Annotated in this window: 20 protein-coding genes; 17 read left to right on the plus strand and 3 right to left on the minus strand. The window is 42.4% G+C overall.

Annotated features, from left to right (window positions below; translation table 11 throughout):
* The first annotated feature begins 219 nt into the window (after nucleotides 1–219).
* From BJR36_RS09290 to trxA, 3 genes are all read left to right on the plus strand, one after another.
* Nucleotides 220–918 (plus strand): response regulator transcription factor, encoded by a 699-nt coding sequence (locus tag BJR36_RS09290; RefSeq protein WP_091233177.1) that lies wholly within the window; start codon nucleotides 220–222, stop codon nucleotides 916–918.
* A complete protein-coding gene (locus tag BJR36_RS09295) occupies nucleotides 915–2432 on the plus strand; it encodes a sensor histidine kinase (protein ID WP_091233180.1) in 1518 nt (505 codons plus the stop codon). The genes BJR36_RS09290 and BJR36_RS09295 overlap by 4 nt, the downstream gene beginning before the upstream one ends.
* An 81-nt stretch (nucleotides 2433–2513) precedes the next feature.
* Entirely contained in the window at nucleotides 2514–2825 is a 312-nt protein-coding gene (gene trxA / locus BJR36_RS09300) for a thioredoxin (protein ID WP_091233183.1), read from the plus strand.
* A 166-nt stretch (nucleotides 2826–2991) separates the two neighbouring features.
* On the opposite strand, the gene BJR36_RS09305 is transcribed toward trxA, so the two are convergent.
* The 3 genes from BJR36_RS09305 to BJR36_RS09315 form a co-directional block, all read right to left on the minus strand.
* The gene (locus BJR36_RS09305) at nucleotides 2992–3180 is read right to left on the minus strand and encodes a ferredoxin (protein WP_091233187.1); all 189 of its coding nucleotides are present in this window, start codon (nucleotides 3178–3180) and stop codon (nucleotides 2992–2994) included.
* Between the two features lie 120 nt (nucleotides 3181–3300).
* A complete protein-coding gene (locus BJR36_RS09310) occupies nucleotides 3301–3645 on the minus strand; it encodes a cupin domain-containing protein (protein ID WP_091233191.1) in 345 nt (114 codons plus the stop codon).
* A gap of 98 nt (nucleotides 3646–3743) precedes the next feature.
* On the minus strand, nucleotides 3744–4439 hold the full coding sequence (locus BJR36_RS09315) for a Crp/Fnr family transcriptional regulator (protein ID WP_091233195.1): 696 nt from the start codon (nucleotides 4437–4439) through the stop codon (nucleotides 3744–3746).
* A 498-nt stretch (nucleotides 4440–4937) separates the two neighbouring features.
* Between BJR36_RS09315 and BJR36_RS09320 the strand changes: the two genes are divergently transcribed.
* The 14 genes from BJR36_RS09320 (at nucleotide 4938) to BJR36_RS09385 (ending at nucleotide 20711) form a co-directional block, all read left to right on the plus strand.
* Nucleotides 4938–5168 carry a cyclic pyranopterin monophosphate synthase MoaC gene (locus BJR36_RS09320; RefSeq protein ID WP_091233198.1) on the plus strand — a complete coding sequence of 77 codons (231 nt, stop codon included), beginning with the start codon at nucleotides 4938–4940 and terminating at the stop codon, nucleotides 5166–5168.
* Nucleotides 5158–7209, plus strand: a complete 2052-nt coding sequence (locus BJR36_RS09325; protein ID WP_091233201.1) for a methyl-accepting chemotaxis protein — start codon at nucleotides 5158–5160, stop codon at nucleotides 7207–7209. The genes BJR36_RS09320 and BJR36_RS09325 overlap by 11 nt, the downstream gene beginning before the upstream one ends.
* 182 nt (nucleotides 7210–7391) lie before the next feature.
* The gene (locus BJR36_RS09330; RefSeq protein WP_091233204.1) at nucleotides 7392–9191 is read left to right on the plus strand and encodes a DUF4153 domain-containing protein; all 1800 of its coding nucleotides are present in this window, start codon (nucleotides 7392–7394) and stop codon (nucleotides 9189–9191) included.
* A gap of 356 nt (nucleotides 9192–9547) precedes the next feature.
* Nucleotides 9548–10384 carry a BglG family transcription antiterminator LicT gene (gene licT / locus BJR36_RS09335; RefSeq protein WP_091233207.1) on the plus strand — a complete coding sequence of 279 codons (837 nt, stop codon included), beginning with the start codon at nucleotides 9548–9550 and terminating at the stop codon, nucleotides 10382–10384.
* 82 nt (nucleotides 10385–10466) lie between these two features.
* Nucleotides 10467–10955, plus strand: coding sequence for a PTS sugar transporter subunit IIA (locus BJR36_RS09340; protein ID WP_091233211.1), 489 nt, complete (start codon nucleotides 10467–10469; stop codon nucleotides 10953–10955).
* Nucleotides 10956–11013: 58 nt separating this feature from the next.
* On the plus strand, nucleotides 11014–11271 hold the full coding sequence (locus tag BJR36_RS09345; protein WP_091233214.1) for an HPr family phosphocarrier protein: 258 nt from the start codon (nucleotides 11014–11016) through the stop codon (nucleotides 11269–11271).
* Nucleotides 11272–11348: 77 nt separating this feature from the next.
* Nucleotides 11349–12797 carry an N-acetylglucosamine-specific PTS transporter subunit IIBC gene (gene nagE / locus BJR36_RS09350; RefSeq protein WP_207648843.1) on the plus strand — a complete coding sequence of 483 codons (1449 nt, stop codon included), beginning with the start codon at nucleotides 11349–11351 and terminating at the stop codon, nucleotides 12795–12797.
* A gap of 326 nt (nucleotides 12798–13123) precedes the next feature.
* Nucleotides 13124–13891 carry a DeoR/GlpR family DNA-binding transcription regulator gene (locus BJR36_RS09355; RefSeq protein WP_091233217.1) on the plus strand — a complete coding sequence of 256 codons (768 nt, stop codon included), beginning with the start codon at nucleotides 13124–13126 and terminating at the stop codon, nucleotides 13889–13891.
* 413 nt (nucleotides 13892–14304) lie between these two features.
* Nucleotides 14305–15225: an ABC transporter permease gene (locus BJR36_RS09360; protein WP_091233220.1), complete on the plus strand. Its 921-nt coding sequence runs from the start codon at nucleotides 14305–14307 to the stop codon at nucleotides 15223–15225.
* A gap of 14 nt (nucleotides 15226–15239) precedes the next feature.
* The gene (locus BJR36_RS09365) at nucleotides 15240–16247 is read left to right on the plus strand and encodes an ABC transporter permease (protein WP_091233223.1); all 1008 of its coding nucleotides are present in this window, start codon (nucleotides 15240–15242) and stop codon (nucleotides 16245–16247) included.
* Nucleotides 16248–16262: 15 nt separating this feature from the next.
* The gene (locus BJR36_RS09370) at nucleotides 16263–17273 is read left to right on the plus strand and encodes an ABC transporter ATP-binding protein (RefSeq protein WP_091233226.1); all 1011 of its coding nucleotides are present in this window, start codon (nucleotides 16263–16265) and stop codon (nucleotides 17271–17273) included.
* On the plus strand, nucleotides 17273–18253 hold the full coding sequence (locus BJR36_RS09375) for an ABC transporter ATP-binding protein (protein ID WP_169823647.1): 981 nt from the start codon (nucleotides 17273–17275) through the stop codon (nucleotides 18251–18253). Before BJR36_RS09370 ends, BJR36_RS09375 begins: the two co-directional genes overlap by 1 nt.
* A 173-nt stretch (nucleotides 18254–18426) precedes the next feature.
* On the plus strand, nucleotides 18427–20073 hold the full coding sequence (locus BJR36_RS09380; protein ID WP_242875509.1) for a peptide ABC transporter substrate-binding protein: 1647 nt from the start codon (nucleotides 18427–18429) through the stop codon (nucleotides 20071–20073).
* 329 nt (nucleotides 20074–20402) lie between these two features.
* Nucleotides 20403–20711: a hypothetical protein gene (locus BJR36_RS09385; protein ID WP_091233229.1), complete on the plus strand. Its 309-nt coding sequence runs from the start codon at nucleotides 20403–20405 to the stop codon at nucleotides 20709–20711.

Raw genomic sequence — 20711 nt, forward strand, 5'->3', positions numbered from 1 at the left:
ACAAGTAGTTGCTGTTCACAGAGTGAACAGTAATTACAATTATACTGCATAAGCAGGAATTTGAAAATACATCTGTTATTAGCTGCACAGATGGTTGTATAATAAGAACAAGAAATAGTAACTGTTCAGAACCCTGATTTTTATGCATCTCTTGTGAATAGGAAGGTCATAGTCCTGAGCAGTTTCAAAAATATTCAATGGATCATGAAAGGTGAGCGTATGGATAAAAAACGAATTCTGGTCGTAGATGACGAACAGGGAATCAGGGACATTATAAAGGAATATCTGGCGCTGGAGGAGTTTGAGGTGATCGAAGCTGAGGATGGAGCCGATGCCATAAACAAGTTCCGCAATCATGCGGTTTCTATGGTCGTACTGGATGTCATGCTTCCGAAACTGGACGGATGGAAGGTGTGCAGGGAGATCAGAAAGATATCAAAGGTTCCAATCATTATGCTGACGGCAAGGGGCGAGGAGTATGATAAGCTCTTTGGTTTTGAACTTGGGGTTGATGATTATATGGTCAAGCCCTTCAGTCCGAAAGAGCTTTTAGCCAGAATCAAGGCGATTTTTGCCAGGAGCCAGGAAGCGGTGGCTGCCGTGCCGGAAAAGCCGAAGACGATGGAAATAGGAGAGTTGCAGGTTAATTTCGATGCAAGGAATGTGGTCCTTGGCCAGAATATGCTTACGCTTACGCCTAAGGAATATGACCTTCTCGCTTTTTTTCTCAATAATCCGGGAAAGGTGTTTTCCAGGGAGCAGATACTCGATTCTGTCTGGGGGTATGATTTTCTGGGAGATATCAGGACGGTCGATACCCATGTGAAAATGCTCAGGGAAAATCTCGGGGCATACCGCAAGTGGATCGTGACAGTCTGGGGAATCGGATACAAATTCGAATCGGAGGAAAATGGATGAAAAGCATAAGGACAAAACTTTGGCTTGGGATGATGGTTCTTGTAGGAATTGTGATCCTGCTGCTGTGGTTTTTTCAGATTGTGTTTCTTGAAAAGTTCTATACCTCTTTTGAAGTGAGGGGAGTCCTTGCCGGGGCGGAGGATATCACAGCAGACATTGGAGATCTTGGGGATATCAGGCTGTTCACCGGCTCGGAAGCTGTGCTGTCAGATATTGATAGGTTTGCCTATTCAAGAGGCGTGTCGGTGAATATTGCGGATTCAGATGGAACCATTCTTTATCAGAACGAAGCGGAGAATGGAGTGACCCAGCATGGGATGCTTTGGAATGCTTATTCGGAGGCCGCAGGAGAGGCGCTGGCGGGCAGAACGGCTCAGATAGAGGCTGTCCATCCAAGGTTTGGAAACAAATTCATGATTCTTGCACTCCCGATAGCCGCAGATGACCAGATCGCAGGTTTCATGATGATTACCCTGCCTCTGGTTTCAATAGAAGAAACGGTCAATATTCTGGAAAAGCAGCTCATTATTATAACCGTGATTCTTCTGATCGTATCAGTAATTATTTCATACAGGCTGTCCAAGGCATTTACAGGAAAGATTCTTGCTATCAGCCAGGTTGCCGGAAGATATACGGAAGGGGATTACAGCGCAAGGGTGATGGATAAAAAGGAAAAACATGATGCCAGGGCGGGTGGAAATGGCGAATCAGAAACGGCAGGTGCTGAAGGAGACGGCTCTTCGGATCCCGGGGCAGACGGAGATGAGATCGAGAGGCTTGCAGAACAGATGAACCTGATGGGCGATAAGCTGGCCCGGAATGAAATTCTGCAGAGGGAACTGATTGCAAATGTTTCCCATGAATTGCGGACACCATTAACCCTCATAAGGGGTTATGCTGAAACCTTAAGGGATGTTACCGGAGGAGATCCAGGTAAAAGGGAAAAGCAGCTTGATATCATTATTGCCGAGTCGGAGCGGCTTGGAATAATTGTAGAGGATATACTGAATCTCTCCCAGCTTCAGGCGGGGGCGGTATTGTTCCATGAAGAGCCATTTCCTTTAAAACCCATGCTGGAAGGAATTTTAAGCCGCTACGAACCTGATGAGGGTTCCCCGGCATTAAAAATTACAGGGACCGACAGTATTCCAGACAACCTGCTGGGCGACAGCCGCCGGATTGAGCAGGTAATCTTCAACCTTGTCAACAATGCCATGCGCCATGCGGGACCGGATGGTCAGGTGGAGATTGCTGCTGAACGGAAGAAGGCCAGGGTCAGGATTTCGGTGAAAGACAATGGAAGCGGTATCGCACCGGAGGATCTGGAACATATTTTTGAACGATATTACAAAGGAAAATGGGAAAATGGCAAAAAATCCACGGGTACCGGCCTGGGCCTGGCGATTGTAAAGAGTATTCTTGACATGCATGGCATGCCTTACGGAGTGGAAAGCACCCTTGGGAAAGGGACTGTGTTCTGGTTCGAACTTAAAACGGAAGGTGGAGAAATGTGACTAACTCACAGAAAACCAGCTAAAAAAGGGTATAATAAAGTCATAGCAATAAAATAAAGCAAATTTAAAGGAGAGATAAATATGGCAGCATTAAAAATAACAAAAGACAATTTCGAAAGCGAAGTATTAAAATCAGACAAACCTGTTTTGATTGATTTCTGGGCAGAGTGGTGTGGCCCATGCCGCATGCTGGGACCTGTAATTGAAGAACTTGCTGGTGAAGTATCTAACGCAAAAATCGGCAAAGTAAATGTTGATGAACAGCCGGCGCTGGCTCAGCAGTTTGGAGTTATGACAATCCCTACCCTCATCGTTATAAAAGACGGAAAAGTGGTAAGCAATTCAGTTGGCGTTAAACCAAAGGCAGAAGTTTTGAAAATGCTGAACGTTTAATATACGAAAAGAAGGTGCAGTCAGAAATGAACCTCTGACTGCACCTTCTTTTTGTATTGTCAGAACAAAGAGTCTGCTAAGGCAGACTCTTGTGCCGAGCGCTGTCGTTTTTGCGACATGATTCCCATCACGCGACAGGGGTTCTGAACAGTTGCGAAAATGTCTCTTATTGAACTGTGATTACTGATACAGGGCAGTTTTCCTGTGCTTCGATCGCCGCGTCTTCTAACTCCTCTGGAACTTCTTCAACATATACTTCAGCCAGATCATCATCTGCCATTCGGAATACGCCTGGGCAGGTAGATGCGCATAACCCGCAGGAAATGCAGCCATCTCTGTCAATAGATGCTTTCATAATTATCTCTCCTTCCGTAGTTGAATCGATTGTTGCTGCTGCAACTTATCTGCCTATATTCTAACAAACGAAAGAAAGGAATGCAATAGACAGATAATGAAGTGAAAAAATAAAAAACAGTTAAAAAATAACGGTAAGCATAAACTTCATTTTCTCGGGAGCAGATACAGCATGTGGAACCTCGGCCGGCATGAGAATTGTCTGGCCGGCAGGGACCTGGAATTGCTCTTCACCGATTGTAATCTCTGCGGTTCCGTCAATTACATATACCATAGCATCACCGTGGGAACTGTGCGTGCTGATTTCTTCGCCTTGGTCAAATGCGAAAAGTGTAAGGCTCACATGCGGATTCTGGGCAAGTGTCTTGCTGACGACCTGGCCATCCTGGTAGTTTACCAGATCCTTCAACTCCATTGGTGTAGAACTTTTGATATTTTTCATGATTTTATTTTTTGCGTTTTCCATATGATTATCCTCGCTTTTCTATGATGGTTGTTGTTTATAGTATCATCATACTCCGAAATAAAATTAAAAGTGTTGCCATGGCTACAAATATCGAACTTTTATTCTTCAGCCAGGGATTCCTTCAGCATGTCCAGTGATGTGATTTTGAAGGAATTCTGGTAGTAGTCGAGCATGCCGAGGTCTTTCATCCTCGCCAATTCCCTGCACATTGATGTACGGGAGACGTTGAGATATTCGGCCAGTTCATTACGGTTTGGAACGATCTGGAAGGTAAGGCTTCTGTTCTTTTTAGACTCATTCAATAAATAGGCGGCCAGTTTTGCCCGCATTCCCTTGATCAGAAGCAGTTCGATTTTTTTGTTCAGGTTGATGTTTTTATCGCTAAGGATCTGCATCATGTTCTGTATAAGCTTGAAATGGAAGGAACATGAACTGCCACAGGTTTTAATGATTCTTTCATATGGAACAAAGAGTATTTTCGATTCTTCCTTGGCCTTCACGGTTACGGGAGATGTGCGCTCTGACGTGCAGACAATAACCTCGGAAAAAATATTTGAGGGGCCTAGAAAATCCAAAATATGTCTTGTGCCTGCAGGGTTCTCTTTGCTGATTTCGAGTGATCCCTTGAGCACAATGCCGACATAGTTTACGACATCTCCCGTCAGAATCACATATTCATTGTTGTAGTATACTTTTGTGAAGGCGTTTATACAGGATAGCAGAAGCTTATATTCGTCTTCTGCGATATCTTTGAAAAGGGGGCATTTTGCCAGTATCGGATAAAATTCGTCCATTTTTAACCTGCTTTCTACGGGGAAATTCCGTTATGTCTGCCTGTTCAGACAGGGGGCTGAGCTGATGCATGTATTTTTTGCATAATTATATTTATTGTAATACAATTATTAATGATGCGGGTCCCAAAGTCATGCTTTTTCATGCAAGCATGAAAAACATGACCTTTTGACCCTGGTATCATTATTATAGCACAACTTTGTTTTTGGTTGTGCTGTTTTGTCTCATAAGAAAGAGTTTGTGTTACTGTTCGCGCGTCATTTTCGCATCGCAAAGCGTGTTATGGTTCGCTCGTTAAACAGCAACGAGTTTACGGCGCCATGAAGGAAAGTAAAGGAAAGCAGGCAAAATGAACGATGATTGCAAAGGGTCATGCGGCAGAATATCTGATATATAAAAATACTTTTACAATCAAAGTATTTTTCCTAAAGTATAGAAACGGCATATCCGATAAAATTATGGGGCATAAATGAGAAAGAAAAAAGAATGAGGTGGTTATTATGAGTCGGTTGTCACATTTTGATGATGAGGGAAATGCCATAATGGTTGATGTTTCTTGCGAGGAAGTGACTGTAAGAACAGCTGTTGCAAAAGACAAAATACGGATCAACGGTCTGGTAATGGAAGCTGTGACGGAACACAGGCTGGAAAAAGGAGATGTGCTTGGAGTTGCCAGGGTAGCGGGAATCATTGCGACAAAGCAAAGAGTGGAGGAAAAGAATGAAATTTAAAAGAATCAGTACAAAAATGTTGGTGATGTTGCTGCCTGTGATTATGCTGTTTATGTTTTTACTGGTTACTGTCAGCTATATGAGCAGCAGGAAAATCATCAGAGAAGAGATCAGCGGTAAAATGAATGCCGAAATGACCATTGAAGCCAGAGGCATTACCAGTAAACTGGGTGAAGTTTCCGGAATGGCCGGACAGATTGCCAAAGCAGTGGAATCGACTTATCAGTCGGTCAGCCTTAAGCAGTATGAAGAATATGCAGGAAAAGCCATATATCAGAATGGACTTGCCCTGGGAAGCGGCATCTGGTTTGAGCCTTATAAATATAATCCTGAAGAAAAGTATACAGGCCCCTATATTTTTAAAAATGGCGATAAGCCCGAAGTCACGTATGACTACAGCAATGAAGAATATGATTATTTCAAGTATGACTGGTATGAAAATGCAGTGCGCGGGAATGGCCAACCTGTATTTTCAGAACTTTATTATGATGAAACTTTAGATACGACGATGATGTCCTGCACGGCGCCAATGAATGTCAACGGGGCCTTCCTGGGAGCGGTGACCGTCGATATCGATATCAGTGAAATCCAGAACCTGATCAGCAGTCTCAAAGTTGGAAAAAACGGGAATGCAATGCTTCTGACGGCAGACGGCACATATATCACGAACAGGAATTCCGAGAAGGTTATGACCGCAAACATCGGGTCGGATGAAAATAAATCCCTTGTGGAACTGAGCAAAGCCATTCTTAAGAATGGCTCGGGCAGCGGAACTATGACAGAGGATGGAGAAAAATACGACATCTATTACACGACGATCGATACTCTTGGATGGAAGCTTCTGTTCAGGATCCCGCAATCAGAGGTGAATGCCCCTGTACGTGAACTGATGTTAAAAATGTGCATCTTAGGATTCGCTGCAATTCTGGCAACAGTAGTGATTATCATTCTGCTTGTAAAAAGCCTGGTCAGAGAAATCAGGAAGGCCAACAGCTTTGCACTCAGACTTGCTGAAGGCGATTTTTCGGTTGATGCGATTGAAATAAAGGCGGAAGACGAAATAGGACAGCTCTGCAGTTCGCTCAACACAATGATGTACCGTAACAAGGAAGTAATAACATCCATTGCAGATGATGCGGACAGCATTAGTAGTGTAAGCGGAACACTTGACGATGCCACAGTTACCATGGTGACGAATTTTGAAATGATAGAGGATGCAATCAGAAAAATCGGCGAGGATATGACGAATTCAAGTGCGGCAACCGAAGAGGTCAATGCATCTGTGGAAGAGGTCAACGCTGCGGTCCTGTTTCTTTCCCAGGCGACAAATGAAAGCCACAGGATGGCAACAGACATCAAAGACAGAGCTGCAGAAATTGAAAAAAAGAGCATATCGTCTTTTGAAGCAGCCACACAGCTTGCCGAAATGCATGAAAACAACCTGCATAAGAGTATTGAAGATGCGAAGATCGTTGCATCCGTAGGTGTAATGGCAGAGGCTATTTCCAAAATCGCAGCCCAGGTAAACCTGCTTTCCCTGAATGCTTCGATTGAAGCGGCAAGGGCAGGAGAACAGGGCAAGGGATTTGCTGTGGTTGCCGGCGAAATAGGTTCTCTCGCGAGCCAGACGGCCGCTACCGTAGGAAACATAAAGAAGACAATCGTGAGCGTTCAGGAAGCATTTAACAGGCTGACGGATAATTCGCAGCAGCTGCTGGTGTTTGTTAAGGAAACTGTAAACCCGGATTATCAGAGCTTTGTTTCCGCTGCGAATCAGTATGGAAAAGATGCAGGCGACATCGACAGTACGACCACAAGAATCGTAGAGATGACCAGCAATATCGAGACCATCCTAAACGAAGTGATGGCTGCCATCCAGAATATTGCGGAAGCATCGCAGAACACTGTAAACAACAGCGACAGCATCATAACAAGCGTGGAGGATGCTTCAAAAATGGCAGGAGATATTTCAAAGATGGTATCAGAAGAAAAAATGATTGCTGAAAATCTTGAAACCATGGTCAAGAGTTATAAACTGTAAAAAAATATTACGAAAAGCCCTGAAAAAACAATGAGTTGTTGCAAAAGACAGAATATGATAAAATATGTGTAACTATTCAGATACGAACAGGAGTTGTGTTTTGTAACAGGGCGGACAAGGACATCCGCAAATAAAAAGAGTTTTAGACAGAAATATAAAGCAGAAAAGAGAGGGATGGTAATATGGTAAAAATAGGCAGGTTTGTAAAAAGACTCAAAGGATTAACAGATGCAGTAGCCCGCTTTCCATTGTCAGCCGCGTTCCTGTTAGCGGGGGCGGTCATAAATGCCATTGCTATTACCAGCTGGACGGATCAATATTATAAACCGCTTATGGCGCTGTGCGTGGGTGCGGTGTTTGCCGCAGTCGGACAGGTCATCTATGAAAGGTTCTTTGACAAGATCGCTGTCCGCATCGGAATCATGGTGGCGTCAGCGGTGCTTGCGGGAGGATATTATCTTGCCATAGGAACCGCACCTGAAGTCACCATGGAGGTAGCGGTTAAGACAGCCGTTGCGATTTTTGCGCTGCTGATGGTTTTTATCTGGGTTCCGTCAATCAGAAGCAGGGTCACCTTCAACGAGAGCTTCCTGGCCACATTCAAGGCCTTTTTCATCTCTGTCTTCTTTGCTTCAGTGCTTTTTCTGGGAGTATCGCTGATCATCATGGCAACAGACCAGCTGCTCTTCAGGGTTGACGAAGATGCAACAGCCCATGCGGCTAACATAATCTACCTTCTGTTTGCGACGATGTACTTCCTCTCCCTGACGCCGTTCTATCCGGGCGAAAAGGAAAAGGCAGCTTCAGCGGAAGATGCCGGTGCCCATGAGGAGGCTCTTGGCAAGGCCATCAGCTGCCCGAAGTTTCTTGAAATACTGATTTCCTACATCATTATTCCTCTGACTGCTGTTTTCACGATTATCCTGCTTTTATATATCGTGATAAACATAAGGGGAAGCTTCTGGAGCAATAACCTGCTCGAACCTATGCTGGTATCCTATTCAGTGATCGTGATCATCGTATATATACTTGCCTGCAATCTTGAAAACAAGTTTGCCCTTGCATTTAGAAAAATATTCCCTAAAGTGCTGATACCGATCGTTCTTTTTCAGACAATTGCCTCCGTGCTCAGAATCGGAGACATGGGTGTCACGCATGGAAGATACTATGTCATTATGTTCGGCGTTTTCGCAGTATTTGCAGGAGTCGTGTTCAGCTTTTTGCCTGCCAGGAAAAATGGCATCATTGCACTGGTGCTGATCATTCTTTCTACAATATCCATCGTTCCGCCAATAGATGCGTTTAACATTGCCGAGTCGAACCAGAAGAACAGGCTCGAGGAAATACTGGCTAAAAATGGAATGCTGGAAGATGGAAAAGTCACTGCAAACCCATCGGTATCTGACGAAGATAAAACGAAAATCAGAAATACATTCCAGTATCTGAGGGATATGGGCTATACAGAGGATATTGAATGGCTGAAGGATAAAGATCTGTATGCGGGTTTCCGTGATATGTTCGGATTTGATGAATATGATTATGAAGGAGAAACAGGGCGAAACATTTATCTTTCTCTTGCTGAGCAGGAGAGCGGAGCCCTGGATATCGAAAAATATGACAGGTTTGTAATGACCAGTATCTGGACATACAATAGCAGGTCTGAAGAAAGTGAAATCTGCACCATCGAAAAGAACGGGGAAGAGTATAAGCTCATGAAAACCGTTGGCGCCGGTCTTGCGACAATCAGTCTTCAGGATAAGGAAGGAAATGATATTGTCAGCTTAAGTTCGGATGCCATGGTCGAAAGATTCAAAGACAGGAATTCTGGAAAAGAGGGTGCTGGTCTGGAGGAGATGACTTTTATCACAGAAGGTGAAGGAGCGGAACTATGTATTGTTCTTAGAAGCCTCAGTATCGATAATTACCAGGATTCATCGACTTTGAATGCGGAATTGTTTGTTTTTATTGAAATAAGTAAATAGATGTAAAATATGTGGATAACCAATTGTTAAAAAAGCATAAAGAATCTTAAAAAAAGATTGACTTTGTTAAAACTTAATGCTAAACTGGGTCTATGATAAATATTTGATGGGTTGTTACTGGTGAAGCAGGCAAAACCAAATTTTGCAAAGCAGTTGTTACTGCTTTGCAGGATTTGGTTTTTTTTTATCTCACAGACGAGATGAAGAACGAGCTGCGGGGTGATGATAATTGCTATATAGCTTGTGGTTGGGGGACTGCATGCAAATAGATGACATGACAGAATTGTCAATGTCAGTTTCAACGAAGAGGATTTTAAAATTCGAAATCAGAGAAATACTGCAAGTAGGAGAGGCATATGAGGATTGAGAAGGTAATCAACAACAACGTGGTAAGTGCAAGAGACCTGAATGACAGGGAAGTAGTCGTCATGGGGAAAGGCATTGGTTTTAAAGTAAAAGAAGGATGCGAAATCTGTGAGGATAAAATCGAAAAGATTTTTCATATGGATAATCAAAATTCATCTGACATATTCAAGGAATTGCTGGTAAATCTGCCAATCGAGCATATCCAGGTATCGAGTGATATTATATCTTATGCAAAAGACGTATTGAACAAAAAGCTAAATCAGAATATTTATATTACGTTGACGGATCATATTAATTTTGCCGTAGAACGGTTCAAGCAGGGAATGATGTTTCAGAACCCTCTTTTGTGGGAAGTGCAGAGCTTCTACCGTCAGGAATATCTGATCGGTGAATATGCTGTTGCCCTGATCAGAAAAGAGCTTGGGATATTCCTGCCTGTTGATGAAGTTGCGTCCATTGCTCTTCATATCGTCAATGCGGAATATGATACGTGCATGGGCGAAGCCATGAATATAACGAAAATGATACCGGTTGTTCTGGGGATTGTAAGAGAACATTTCAAGGCTGAAATTGATGAAAGGACCCTGCATTATGAACGTTTCATAACGCACCTTAAGTTTCTGGCCCAGAGAGTAGTAAAAAGCGAGCTTTTAGACAATAAAGAGACAGAGTTCAGGAGCATGATTGAAAAATTATACCCGGAAGAATATAAATGCAGTGAAGAAATCGCACAGTATATTGGGGAACACTTCCAGCATCAGATAACAGGAGAAGAATTGGCATATCTTACCGTACATATCAGAAGAGTTGTATTGGCTGACAGCTAGTGCATTGTATTGATTTAAAGCAGATATTTGTCATCCGCATATGGATTAGTTAAATGTTATAGAAAAGGATAAGGAGATAAAGATGATTGACATTTTAAAAGGGTTATTTGGGAATAAGAAAGGCGTCATACAGTCGCCGATTGAAGGAAAAGCAGTTCCAATCAGTACTGTCAGCGATCCGACATTCGGAGAAGAAATCTTAGGAAAAGGAATTGCAATTCAGCCTGCGAAAGGAAGAGTGGTGTCGCCGGTTGATGGTACAGTTGCTTTGATGTTCGATACGAAACATGCGGTTTCAATCGTCTCTGACGATGGAGCTGAGATATTGATTCATATTGGCCTTGACACTGTAAAATTAAAAGGCAAACATTTTACAGCACATGCAAAAGCTGATGACAAAGTAAAGGCTGGAGATCTCCTCCTTGAATTTGACATAGATAAGATAGCGGCAGAAGGTTACGATGTAATCGCACCTGTAATCATCTGCAATACATCAGATTATGCCACGATTGATACAGTGACTGGCAAAAACGTGAAAGAAAGGGACCGGATCATGGTTCTGAAAAAGTAGGGCTTTCTATTAATTTTTTACATAAAGAAAGAACATTAAATGGAAAGGGGGCAAAAGAGTGCAGGAAGTAAGACACGTAATCAACGACGAATTAGGATTGCACGCAAGACCCGCAGGGTTATTGGTAAAAACTGCAGGGGCATTTGGATGCATGATTAAAGTCAGAAATGCGGCAAAAGAAGTTGATGCAAAAAGGATTATGGGTGTTATGGGACTTGGCGCCAAACAAGGCGATGAAGTTATGTTTACTTTCGAAGGAGAAGACGAGGTAGACGCAGCAGAAACGGTAGCAAAATTTTTGCAAGAAAATTTGTAGCTATAGCAAAAACAGAAGCAACAATGCGTGATGGCTGCAGAAGGCAGCAACGCTAGAAGAAAGGGGCAGTTTTTATTATGATGAAGTATCTTCAGAAATTAGGTAAATCTTTGATGTTACCTGTAGCAACACTCCCTGTTGCCGGTATCCTTATGGGTATTGGTTACTGGATCGATCCAACCGGATGGGGTGGAAACAGCGCTGTTGCAGCATTCCTGCTGAAAGCAGGCGGAGCAATTATTGACAACATGGCAATTCTTTTTGCAATCGGTGTCGCTGTCGGTATGGCCGATGACAACGATGGAACAGCTGCTCTGGCAGGCCTTGTTTCATGGCTGATGCTTACAACTCTTTTATCCACAGGTGCAGTTGCAATGTTCAGGGGAATTCCTGTTGAAGAAGTTCCTGCGGCATTTGGAAAAACACAGACCCAGTTCATTGGTATCCTTTGCGGTATCATTGGTTCGACATGCTACAACAAATTCAAGAACACGAAATTACCTGATTTCCTTGCATTCTTCAGTGGCAAGAGAAGTGTTGCCATCGTTACAGCTGGATTTACAATCGTGGCAGCGCTGGTATTATACTTCGTATGGCCTATCATTTTTGGAGGATTAGTAGCATTCGGTAAAGGAATCCTTGGTTTAGGCGCTCTTGGTGCCGGCATCTACGGTTTCCTCAACAGATTACTGATACCTTTCGGCCTTCATCACGCTCTCAACTCAGTATTCTGGTTTGATGTTGCAGGTATCAATGACTTAGGAAACTTCTGGTCAGGAGAAGGTACATTAGGTACTACAGGACAGTACATGGCAGGATTCTTCCCTGTTATGATGTTTGGTCTTCCGGCAGCAGCTTTGGCTATGTACCATACGGCTAAAGACAACAAGAAAAAAGTTGCAGCAGGTTTATTGGGAGCAGCAGCTCTCTGTTCATTCTTCACAGGTGTTACAGAACCATTAGAATTTGCATTCATGTTCTTAGCACCAGCATTATATGCAGTACATGCATTATTAACAGGTATTTCAGTTGCACTTGTTGCTATGCTTCCAGCAAGAGCAGGATTCCAGTTCAGCGCAGGTTTAGTCGATTTTGCGTTAAGCTTCAAAGCACCAATGGCACAGAACCCATTATTACTCCTTCCAATCGGTCTTGTATTTGGCGGAATCTACTATGCAGTATTCAGATTTGTAATCACTGCATTTAACCTTAAGACTCCAGGCAGGGAAGATGATGATATTACTGATGAAGAAATGAACGTCAGATTAGCAAACAATGACTACACAGGAATCGCAGCTACTGTTTTGGCAGGACTTGGTGGAAAATCAAACATAACCAGCGTTGACAACTGTATTACTAGACTTCGTCTGGAAATCAAAGATTATACAAAAATTGATGAAAAGAAAATCAAATCAGCAGGCGTAGCAGGCGTTATCAGACCAAGTAAAAACAGTGTTCAGGTTATCGTTGGAACACAGGTGCAGTTTGTTGCTGACGAATTCAAGAAAATGCTTAAAAACGCTTAATTAGCGTAGTAACAGGCATTTGTACAGGGAATTAATAAGTAAGACGATGTTTGGACAAGCATTGTAAAAAGGGGATATCTCAGACTGCTTGGGGGAGTAGTCTGGGGTGTCCTTTTTAAATTCATAAGAAATTCTTCGGATTTCCTATGAATTAGAAACGCTCCGCGAGGAGGCGCATGACGCGCAAGAAGAATATGTCGCAGAAGCGACCGCGCGTCAGCGCAAGAGTTTCACAAGCAAAACTCTTTATTCTTTAATAATCGGCAATATGAGTGAAAAAGCGGACACAAAAAACTATATAATATATTAAGGAAAAGGTGAAGAATATGTTGGCAGCAGAAAGGTACATAAAAATATTAGAACTGATAAACAGAACCGGCAGCGTACAGGTTGATCAACTTTCGGCTATATTGGAAGTCAGCCCAATGACCATAAGAAGGGATCTTGAAAAACTTCAGGCGTGCAATAAAATTGAACGGTGTCACGGTGGTGCTGTGATCAAGAAGGAGATACAGTTTGGTTCAAAGGAACATGACCACAGAAATGAGAAAATTGAAATCGCAAAGAAATGTGCAGAATATGTAACGCCAGGCAGTTCTGTGTTTCTGGATGCAGGGACCACCACATACGAAATAGCACTTCTTATCCAGAATGTCGAAAACCTCACAGTGCTTACAAATGATCTTGAAATAGCGGCTCTTTTTAAAAAGACTGATGCTGAGATTGTTGTGTGCGGAGGTCATGTCAATAAGGAAAATGGAAGAATTTATGGATATCTGGCGAATCAGATGATTGAGAATTTTCATCTGAATATAGGATTTTTTGGCGCAGGATCTATTGATGAAAGCTATAATGTACTGACTGCAGATGTAGATAAGGCGTCTTTTAACAGGCTTATTATGGAAAAATGCCAGAGGACTTTTCTTGCAATAGATGAATCGAAATTCACAAGTAAGGCAATGTTCAGAATCAATAATTTCAAGGACTACACAGGGATTATTACCAATAAGATATACAGTCAGGATGAAATGGGAAAAATGGAAGATTTGGGCATAAATCTAACATTTGCATACATCTTGTCAAATATTTGTTAGTTATATAAGAGAAACAGAAAATACGGTATCGCTGAGAAATAAATCATATAAAGCGATGCTTGCACATATTGATATTCGTTCTTAATAAGGGGTGTTATCTTATTTTTAAAGGGTGAAGGAAAAAGTCTGGAAAGCCATGTAAAAAGGAGTTCTGGACTTTTTATGTGGAAGTAGATCATGTGTTTCAGTCATGCATAAAACATATAATCTTTTGTCTCTTGCATCATATTATAGAATACCGGTTATATATATAAGCTGAATTAATAAATGCAACAACAAATATGCACAAATTATATAACTGAAATGTTTGCGCTTGTTGACATTCGTTGACAATAAGGGTTATTATTATGTGTGGAGTTTTTTTAAAATGAAAAAAATTTCAAAAAAATAAACAAGTTAGGTAGGTTGAGTTTATGGCAAAGTACATAGTGAAGCGAATTTTCGGAGCCGTTATTACTATATTTATTGCAGCAACAATCACGTTTCTATTAATGAAATTTGTACCGGGCAGCCCATTTACGTCTGAGAAGACAAACGAAATTGCAGAGGCCGCACTGAATGAGAAATATGGTCTTGATAAGCCTGTTTATGTGCAGTACGGAAAGTATTTGAATCAGCTTATACATGGTGATCTTGGCGTAAGCTACAAAATCCAGAAAAACGTTCCAGTTGTAGATATTATCAAACAGTCGTTTCCAGTTTCAGCGAAAATCGGCGGAATCGCAATTCTTTTCGCAGTTTTGTTTGGAGTTCCGATTGGCTGTGTTGCTGCCCTTAAAAGGGGAAAAGTCCTGGATGGAATTATACGAGTCGTATCGACTACAGGAATCGCTATACCCGGATTTGTTCTCGCAACAGGCTCTATGCTTCTTTTTTCAATTGAATTGAAATGGCTGCCTACATATGGCCTCGATAAGCCTTCGAGTTATATTCTGCCGGTATTCACCCTGGGATTTTATCCGATGTGCTATATCGCAAGAATCATGAGATCCAGTATGCTTGAAGCACTTGGACAGGATTACATCAGGACCGCAAGAGCGAAAGGAATGACACAGTTCATCACGACATTCAAACATGCTATGAAAAACTCCCTTATTCCGGTTATTACCTACTTCGGACCACTTGTTGCGTATACGCTTACAGGCGGCTTTGTTGTTGAAAAGGTCTTCAATATCAATGGACTGGGAAGATATTTCATCAAATCTATTGAAAACAGGGATTACAATATTATCATGGGTACAACTGTGTTCCTTGCAACACTGATTATTTTAATGAACCTTGTGTGCGACATACTGTACAAGGTAGTTGATCCAAGAATTAAATTAGACCAGTAGAAAGGAGCAGAATCATGATTTTAAAAAATACAAAAATATTCAGTAATCAGATTGAAGTTTGTGCAGATGATTTTGCACCGGCTACGAACAAAGAGAAGAGCAATCTCGTGACCCTTGGCGAAAACACCAGTTACTGGCAGGATGCATGGAGAAGGCTTAAACAGAATAAAATCGCAATGGTATCCCTTGTGATCATCGCAATCGTGTTTATCTTTGCAATTGTGGGTCCGTTATTGAGCCCATATACATATGATCAGCAGGTAAGAGGGGATGAAAATCTTTTCCCCTGCCTCAAACATCCATTTGGAACAGATAATCTGGGACGTGACCTTCTGGTAAGGACTATGATAGGCTCCAGAATCTCGCTCCTGATCGGTGTGGGAGCATCTGTGCTCGTCCTTGTCATCGGTTCCATCTATGGTGCGATTTCAGGACTTATAGGCGGAAAAGTGGATACAGTTATGATGAGAATTGTGGAAGTAATCTATTCCCTTCCTGACATGCTGGTCATCATTCTTCTCCGTATCGTATTAAATGATCCACTGCAGAAAGCTTTTGACAGCGGAAGCTTTTTGGGCGGTCTCCAGATCTTAGGCCCTGGTATCATAGCCATGTTCATCGTATATGGCCTCCTATACTGGGTAGGCATGGCGAGAATCGTGCGTGGCCAGGTTTTACAGTTAAAGGAAATGGAATTCGTGAATGCAGCGCGCGCACTTGGTGCTGATAATAAGAGACTTATTAAAAAACATCTGCTTCCAAATTGCGTCGGTCAGCTTGTTGTTACAACAATGCTTCAGATACCGTCAGCAATCTTCACGGAAGCATTCCTGAGCTTTTTAGGGATAGGCGTCAGCAAGCCGCTTGCCAGTCTTGGTTCTTTGGCATCAGAGGCCCTGAACGGTATTTCATCCTATCCATACCGATTATTATTCCCTGCGGCAACAATCAGTATCATCATTCTGGCGTTCAACTTATTCGGCGACGGACTAAGGGATGCGCTTGATCCAAGATTAAAGTAAGAAGGAGGACATATCATGGCAGAAACAAATAACCAGTCATTATTAAGCGTGAATGATTTAGAAGTGTCTTTCTTTACTTACGCAGGTGAAGTTAAGGCAGTACGTAAAATATCATACGATTTGAAATTCGGCGAGGTAATGGGAATTGTCGGCGAGTCCGGAAGCGGGAAATCAGTTTCTTCCTTCGGTCTTATGGGCATCATCCCGGAGCCAGGGAAAATAATAGGCGGAAGCATAGTTTTCGAAGGCCGCGACATTACAAAGATGTCGGAGAAAGAACTGATAAAGATCCGGGGAAAAGAAGTGAGCATGATTTTTCAGGATCCCATGACTTCACTGAATCCTGTTTTTACAGTGGGCAACCAGATCGATGAATCATTAAGGAAGCATACAGAGCTCAACAAGGAACAGAGAAAAGAACGAATCATCGAACTGTTCAAACTTGTGGGCATCAATCAGCCTGAAAAAAGGATCAAGCAATATCCGCATGAATTTTCAGGCGGCATGAGGCAGCGTGTCATGATTGCCATGGCGCTTGCATGTAATCCAAAACTCCTCATTGCCGATGAACCGACGACTGCTCTCGATGTTACCATTCAGGCGCAGATCCTGGAACTTTTAAAAGAACTCAGGAACAAGATCAACATGTCAATCATTTTCATTACCCATGATCTCGGCGTTGTGTCTGAAATCTGCGATAAAGTGGCTGTCATGTATGCCGGAAACATCATTGAAAGAGGAAGTATAGACGATATCTTCTACAATCCGAAACACCCGTACACCTGGGGACTTCTTAAGTCGGTCCCAAAAATCAACGCAGATGAACATGAACGTCTTATCCCGATAGAGGGTACCCCGGTCGATTTGATCAATCCGCCGCAAGGTTGTGCATTTGCACCAAGATGCGAACATTGCATGAAAATCTGTCTGACAAAGAAACCGCCTGTCTGCCAGGTGGGAGAGAATCACGAAGCGTTATGCTGGCTGAGCGTGAAAGAAGAATTTGAAAAGGAGGCCAGCAAATAATGGGTACGATCAATAACAATGAAAAGCTTATAGAGATTAAAAATCTGAAAAAATATTTCCCGATCAAAGAGGGATTTTTCAAGACAAATCATGTGAAAGCTGTTGATGATGTAAGCCTTTTCATAAGAAAAGGTGAAACCTTAGGTCTTGTAGGAGAGAGCGGCTGCGGCAAGACCACTCTTGGAAGAACTATTTTGAGGCTTCATGAACCGACAGAAGGCCAGATTTTCTATGACGGAAAAGACATAACTCATGTGGACATGCTTCCATACAGAAGAAAAATGCAGATTATTTTCCAGGATCCTTATGCATCACTCGATCCCCGAATGACAGTGGGAGATATTATAGGGGAACCGCTGGATATCCATAAAATGTACAGCTCAAAAGAGGAAAGAAAAAACAAGATTTATAAGCTTCTTGAAACGGTGGGATTAAATGCCGAACATGCTAACCGTTTTCCACATGAATTTTCAGGCGGACAGAGACAGAGGATCGGTATTGCAAGGGCTCTGGCTGTAGAGCCGGAATTCATCGTATGTGATGAGCCTATTTCAGCCCTTGACGTTTCAATCCAGGCACAGGTCGTAAACATGCTTGAAGATCTGCAGGCGGAGCGTGGATTTACCTATCTCTTTATAGCCCATGATCTTTCGGTTGTGAAGCATATCAGCAATAGAATCGGTGTCATGTACCTTGGACATCTTGTAGAATTGACAGATAGCAGGGAATTATATAAAAATCCTATGCATCCATATACACAGACTCTGCTTTCGGCAATTCCGGTTGCTGATCCGGAGGTGAGCAGAAGCAGGAAACGTATCGTTTTAGAAGGGGATATTCCAAGCCCTCTGAATCCGCCAAGCGGATGTCCGTTCAGGACAAGATGCCCACGTGCGACGGAAATCTGTTCACAGGTTACGCCAGAATTGAAGGAATATGGAACGGAACATTTTGTTGCATGCCATAATTTGGAAGTATAAGTAACAAGCTGCCAGACGGCAGGCCGGATAAGGGAGTATCTGGTTTTTGATATGGGGTATTCAAATATCATCAAGTGCTATATATGCCATAAGGCTTCTATAGAACTGCCCGTGTCTCCAAAGACAGAAAGACAGAAAGGCAGAAAATACACCAAAAACAAGGAGGAACACAAATGAAAAAAATCGAAATGAAGAAATCCGTAATCGCGTTGGCATTACTCGTTTCCATGTTCTCTACAGTTTTAGCAGGCTGCGGCGGCGACAACAAGGAAGAAACAACCAAGCCATCAGCAGATGGAGCTTTTGAACTCAGCGTAAACTGCGGACCAGAACCAGGCACAATCGACCCATCACTCAACACGACAGTTGATGGCGCTACATTAATCAACCACGCTTTCGAGGGGCTTATGAAGATCGACTCAGAAGGCAAAGTTGTTGAAGCACAGGCTGCAAGCTACACAGTAAGCGATGATGGACTTGTTTACACTTTTACAATCCGTGACGACGCAAAATGGTCTGATGGAGAAGCTGTAACAGCTAAAGATTTCGTATTCGCATGGCAGAGAGCAGTGGATCCTGCAACTGCTTCCGAATATAACTATATGACTGAAATGGTCGTAAATGCTTCAGAAATCATGAGTGGCGATAAAGCTCCAAGTGAATTAGGAGTAAAAGCAGTTGATGACAAGACTTTTGAAGTTACGATCGTAAATCCTACTTCATACTTCCTTGAAATCTGTGCATTCCCAACAACCTATCCATTAAGAGAAGACCTGGTTTCAGCGAACCCTGATACATGGTCAACTGATCCTTCAACTTATGTTGGAAATGGACCATATGTGCTGACTGAATGGGAACACCAGTCAAAAATGGTTTATGAAAAAAATGAAAACTACTATGATTTAGCAAAACTTGGACCAGACAAAATCAACTTCGTTCTTATGGAAGACCAGAATACAATCCTTTCTGCTTTCAAAAACGGAGAAATCTTATTTGCGGATGATCTTCCAAGCGAAGAGATTGCAGCAATGACTGACAATGGATTATACACAGAAGGACAGTTGGGAACATATTTCCTCTGCCTCAATACTGAAAAAGAAGAGCTTTCAGATGCAAAAGTAAGACAGGCACTTGCACTTGCAATCGACAGAAGCTTCATCTGTGAAAGCGTTACAGGCGGCGGACAGGTGCCAGCGGATACATTCGTAGGTATGGGTCTTTCCGATGTTGATACATCTAAAGAATTCCGCGATGTTGCAGAAAAATGGTATGATGTTGAAGATTATGAAGGAAACATCGAGAAAGCGAAAGCACTTCTTGAAGAAGCCGGATATCCAAACGGAGAAGGACTTCCTACAATCGAATTAATGTGCAACCCGGGACATGAATCTGTTATGGAAGCGATCCAGAACATGTGGAGTGAAAACCTTGGACTCAACGTTACGATCTCTTCACAGGACTGGAATGTATTTGTTGAGACAAGAGTTGCAGGAGAATTCCAGGTTGCCCGTCACGGCTGGTTAGCGGATTACAACGATCCTATCTCATTCCTTGACATGTGGGTAACAGATGGCGGAAATAATGATGCCAACTGGTCAAATGCGGAATATGATGCTTTAGTCAAAACGGTCAAGAGTTCATCCGACCAGGAAGAAAGATATGCTGCAATGCATGATGCAGAAGCGATCTTAGCAGCAGAAATGCCGATTATCCCTATCTACTACTATACAGACCTTTATCTGAAATCAGACAGCTTAGAAGGATTCTATGCATCTCCTCTTGGATTTAAATACTTCATGTACACTTCAATTGCAGAATAAGATATAGCAGCTCTTTCGTAGAATTTGAATTGTAAATGACAGAGTAACTGTTCAGAACTCCCGTACGGCAGCCAATATGGCTCTCGTGCGGGAGTTCTTTTTTGTGAATTTTTAAACAAAAATGTAAAATTAAGATTTGTTGGAGTGATTTTCTTGTAAATAATGACGGCATAATATATAATTAATTTTATATTGTTATGCACTCTGGTATATGGATGAGAAACTATGTGACAGTTTTCTTTGTTTTTTGAAGCGGATTGTGAGAAAATGTTTGCATGACAATGGGCAATTTATTATTCATACTTATTTTGATGGCAGGAGGTGAGGAAATGGCAAAAGAAACAGTGGATGCTGTCCGAAAGGCAGAACTAAACGCTGCGGATACAGAAAAGGATGCCGTTGCAAAAAGCGAAGCGATCATTCAGAAAGCACAACAGGATGCCAAAGCATTGATGCTGAATTTGACAAAGGAGGTTTCTGCTACAGCTGCCAGTGAACTTGAGAAAGCACAGGAAAAAAATGCCCGGGTTATGGCAGAGGCTCTCCAGCGTGCTGAAAAAGAGGTTCTCTTCCTCAAAGAAATGGTGAAAAGCAAGGAAAAAGGAGTGCTTGATATTATCATTTCAGAAGTGATTTAG

The sequence above is a fragment of the Anaerobium acetethylicum genome (genome assembly GCF_900096945.1).
Classification (GTDB): domain Bacteria; phylum Bacillota; class Clostridia; order Lachnospirales; family Lachnospiraceae; genus Anaerobium; species Anaerobium acetethylicum.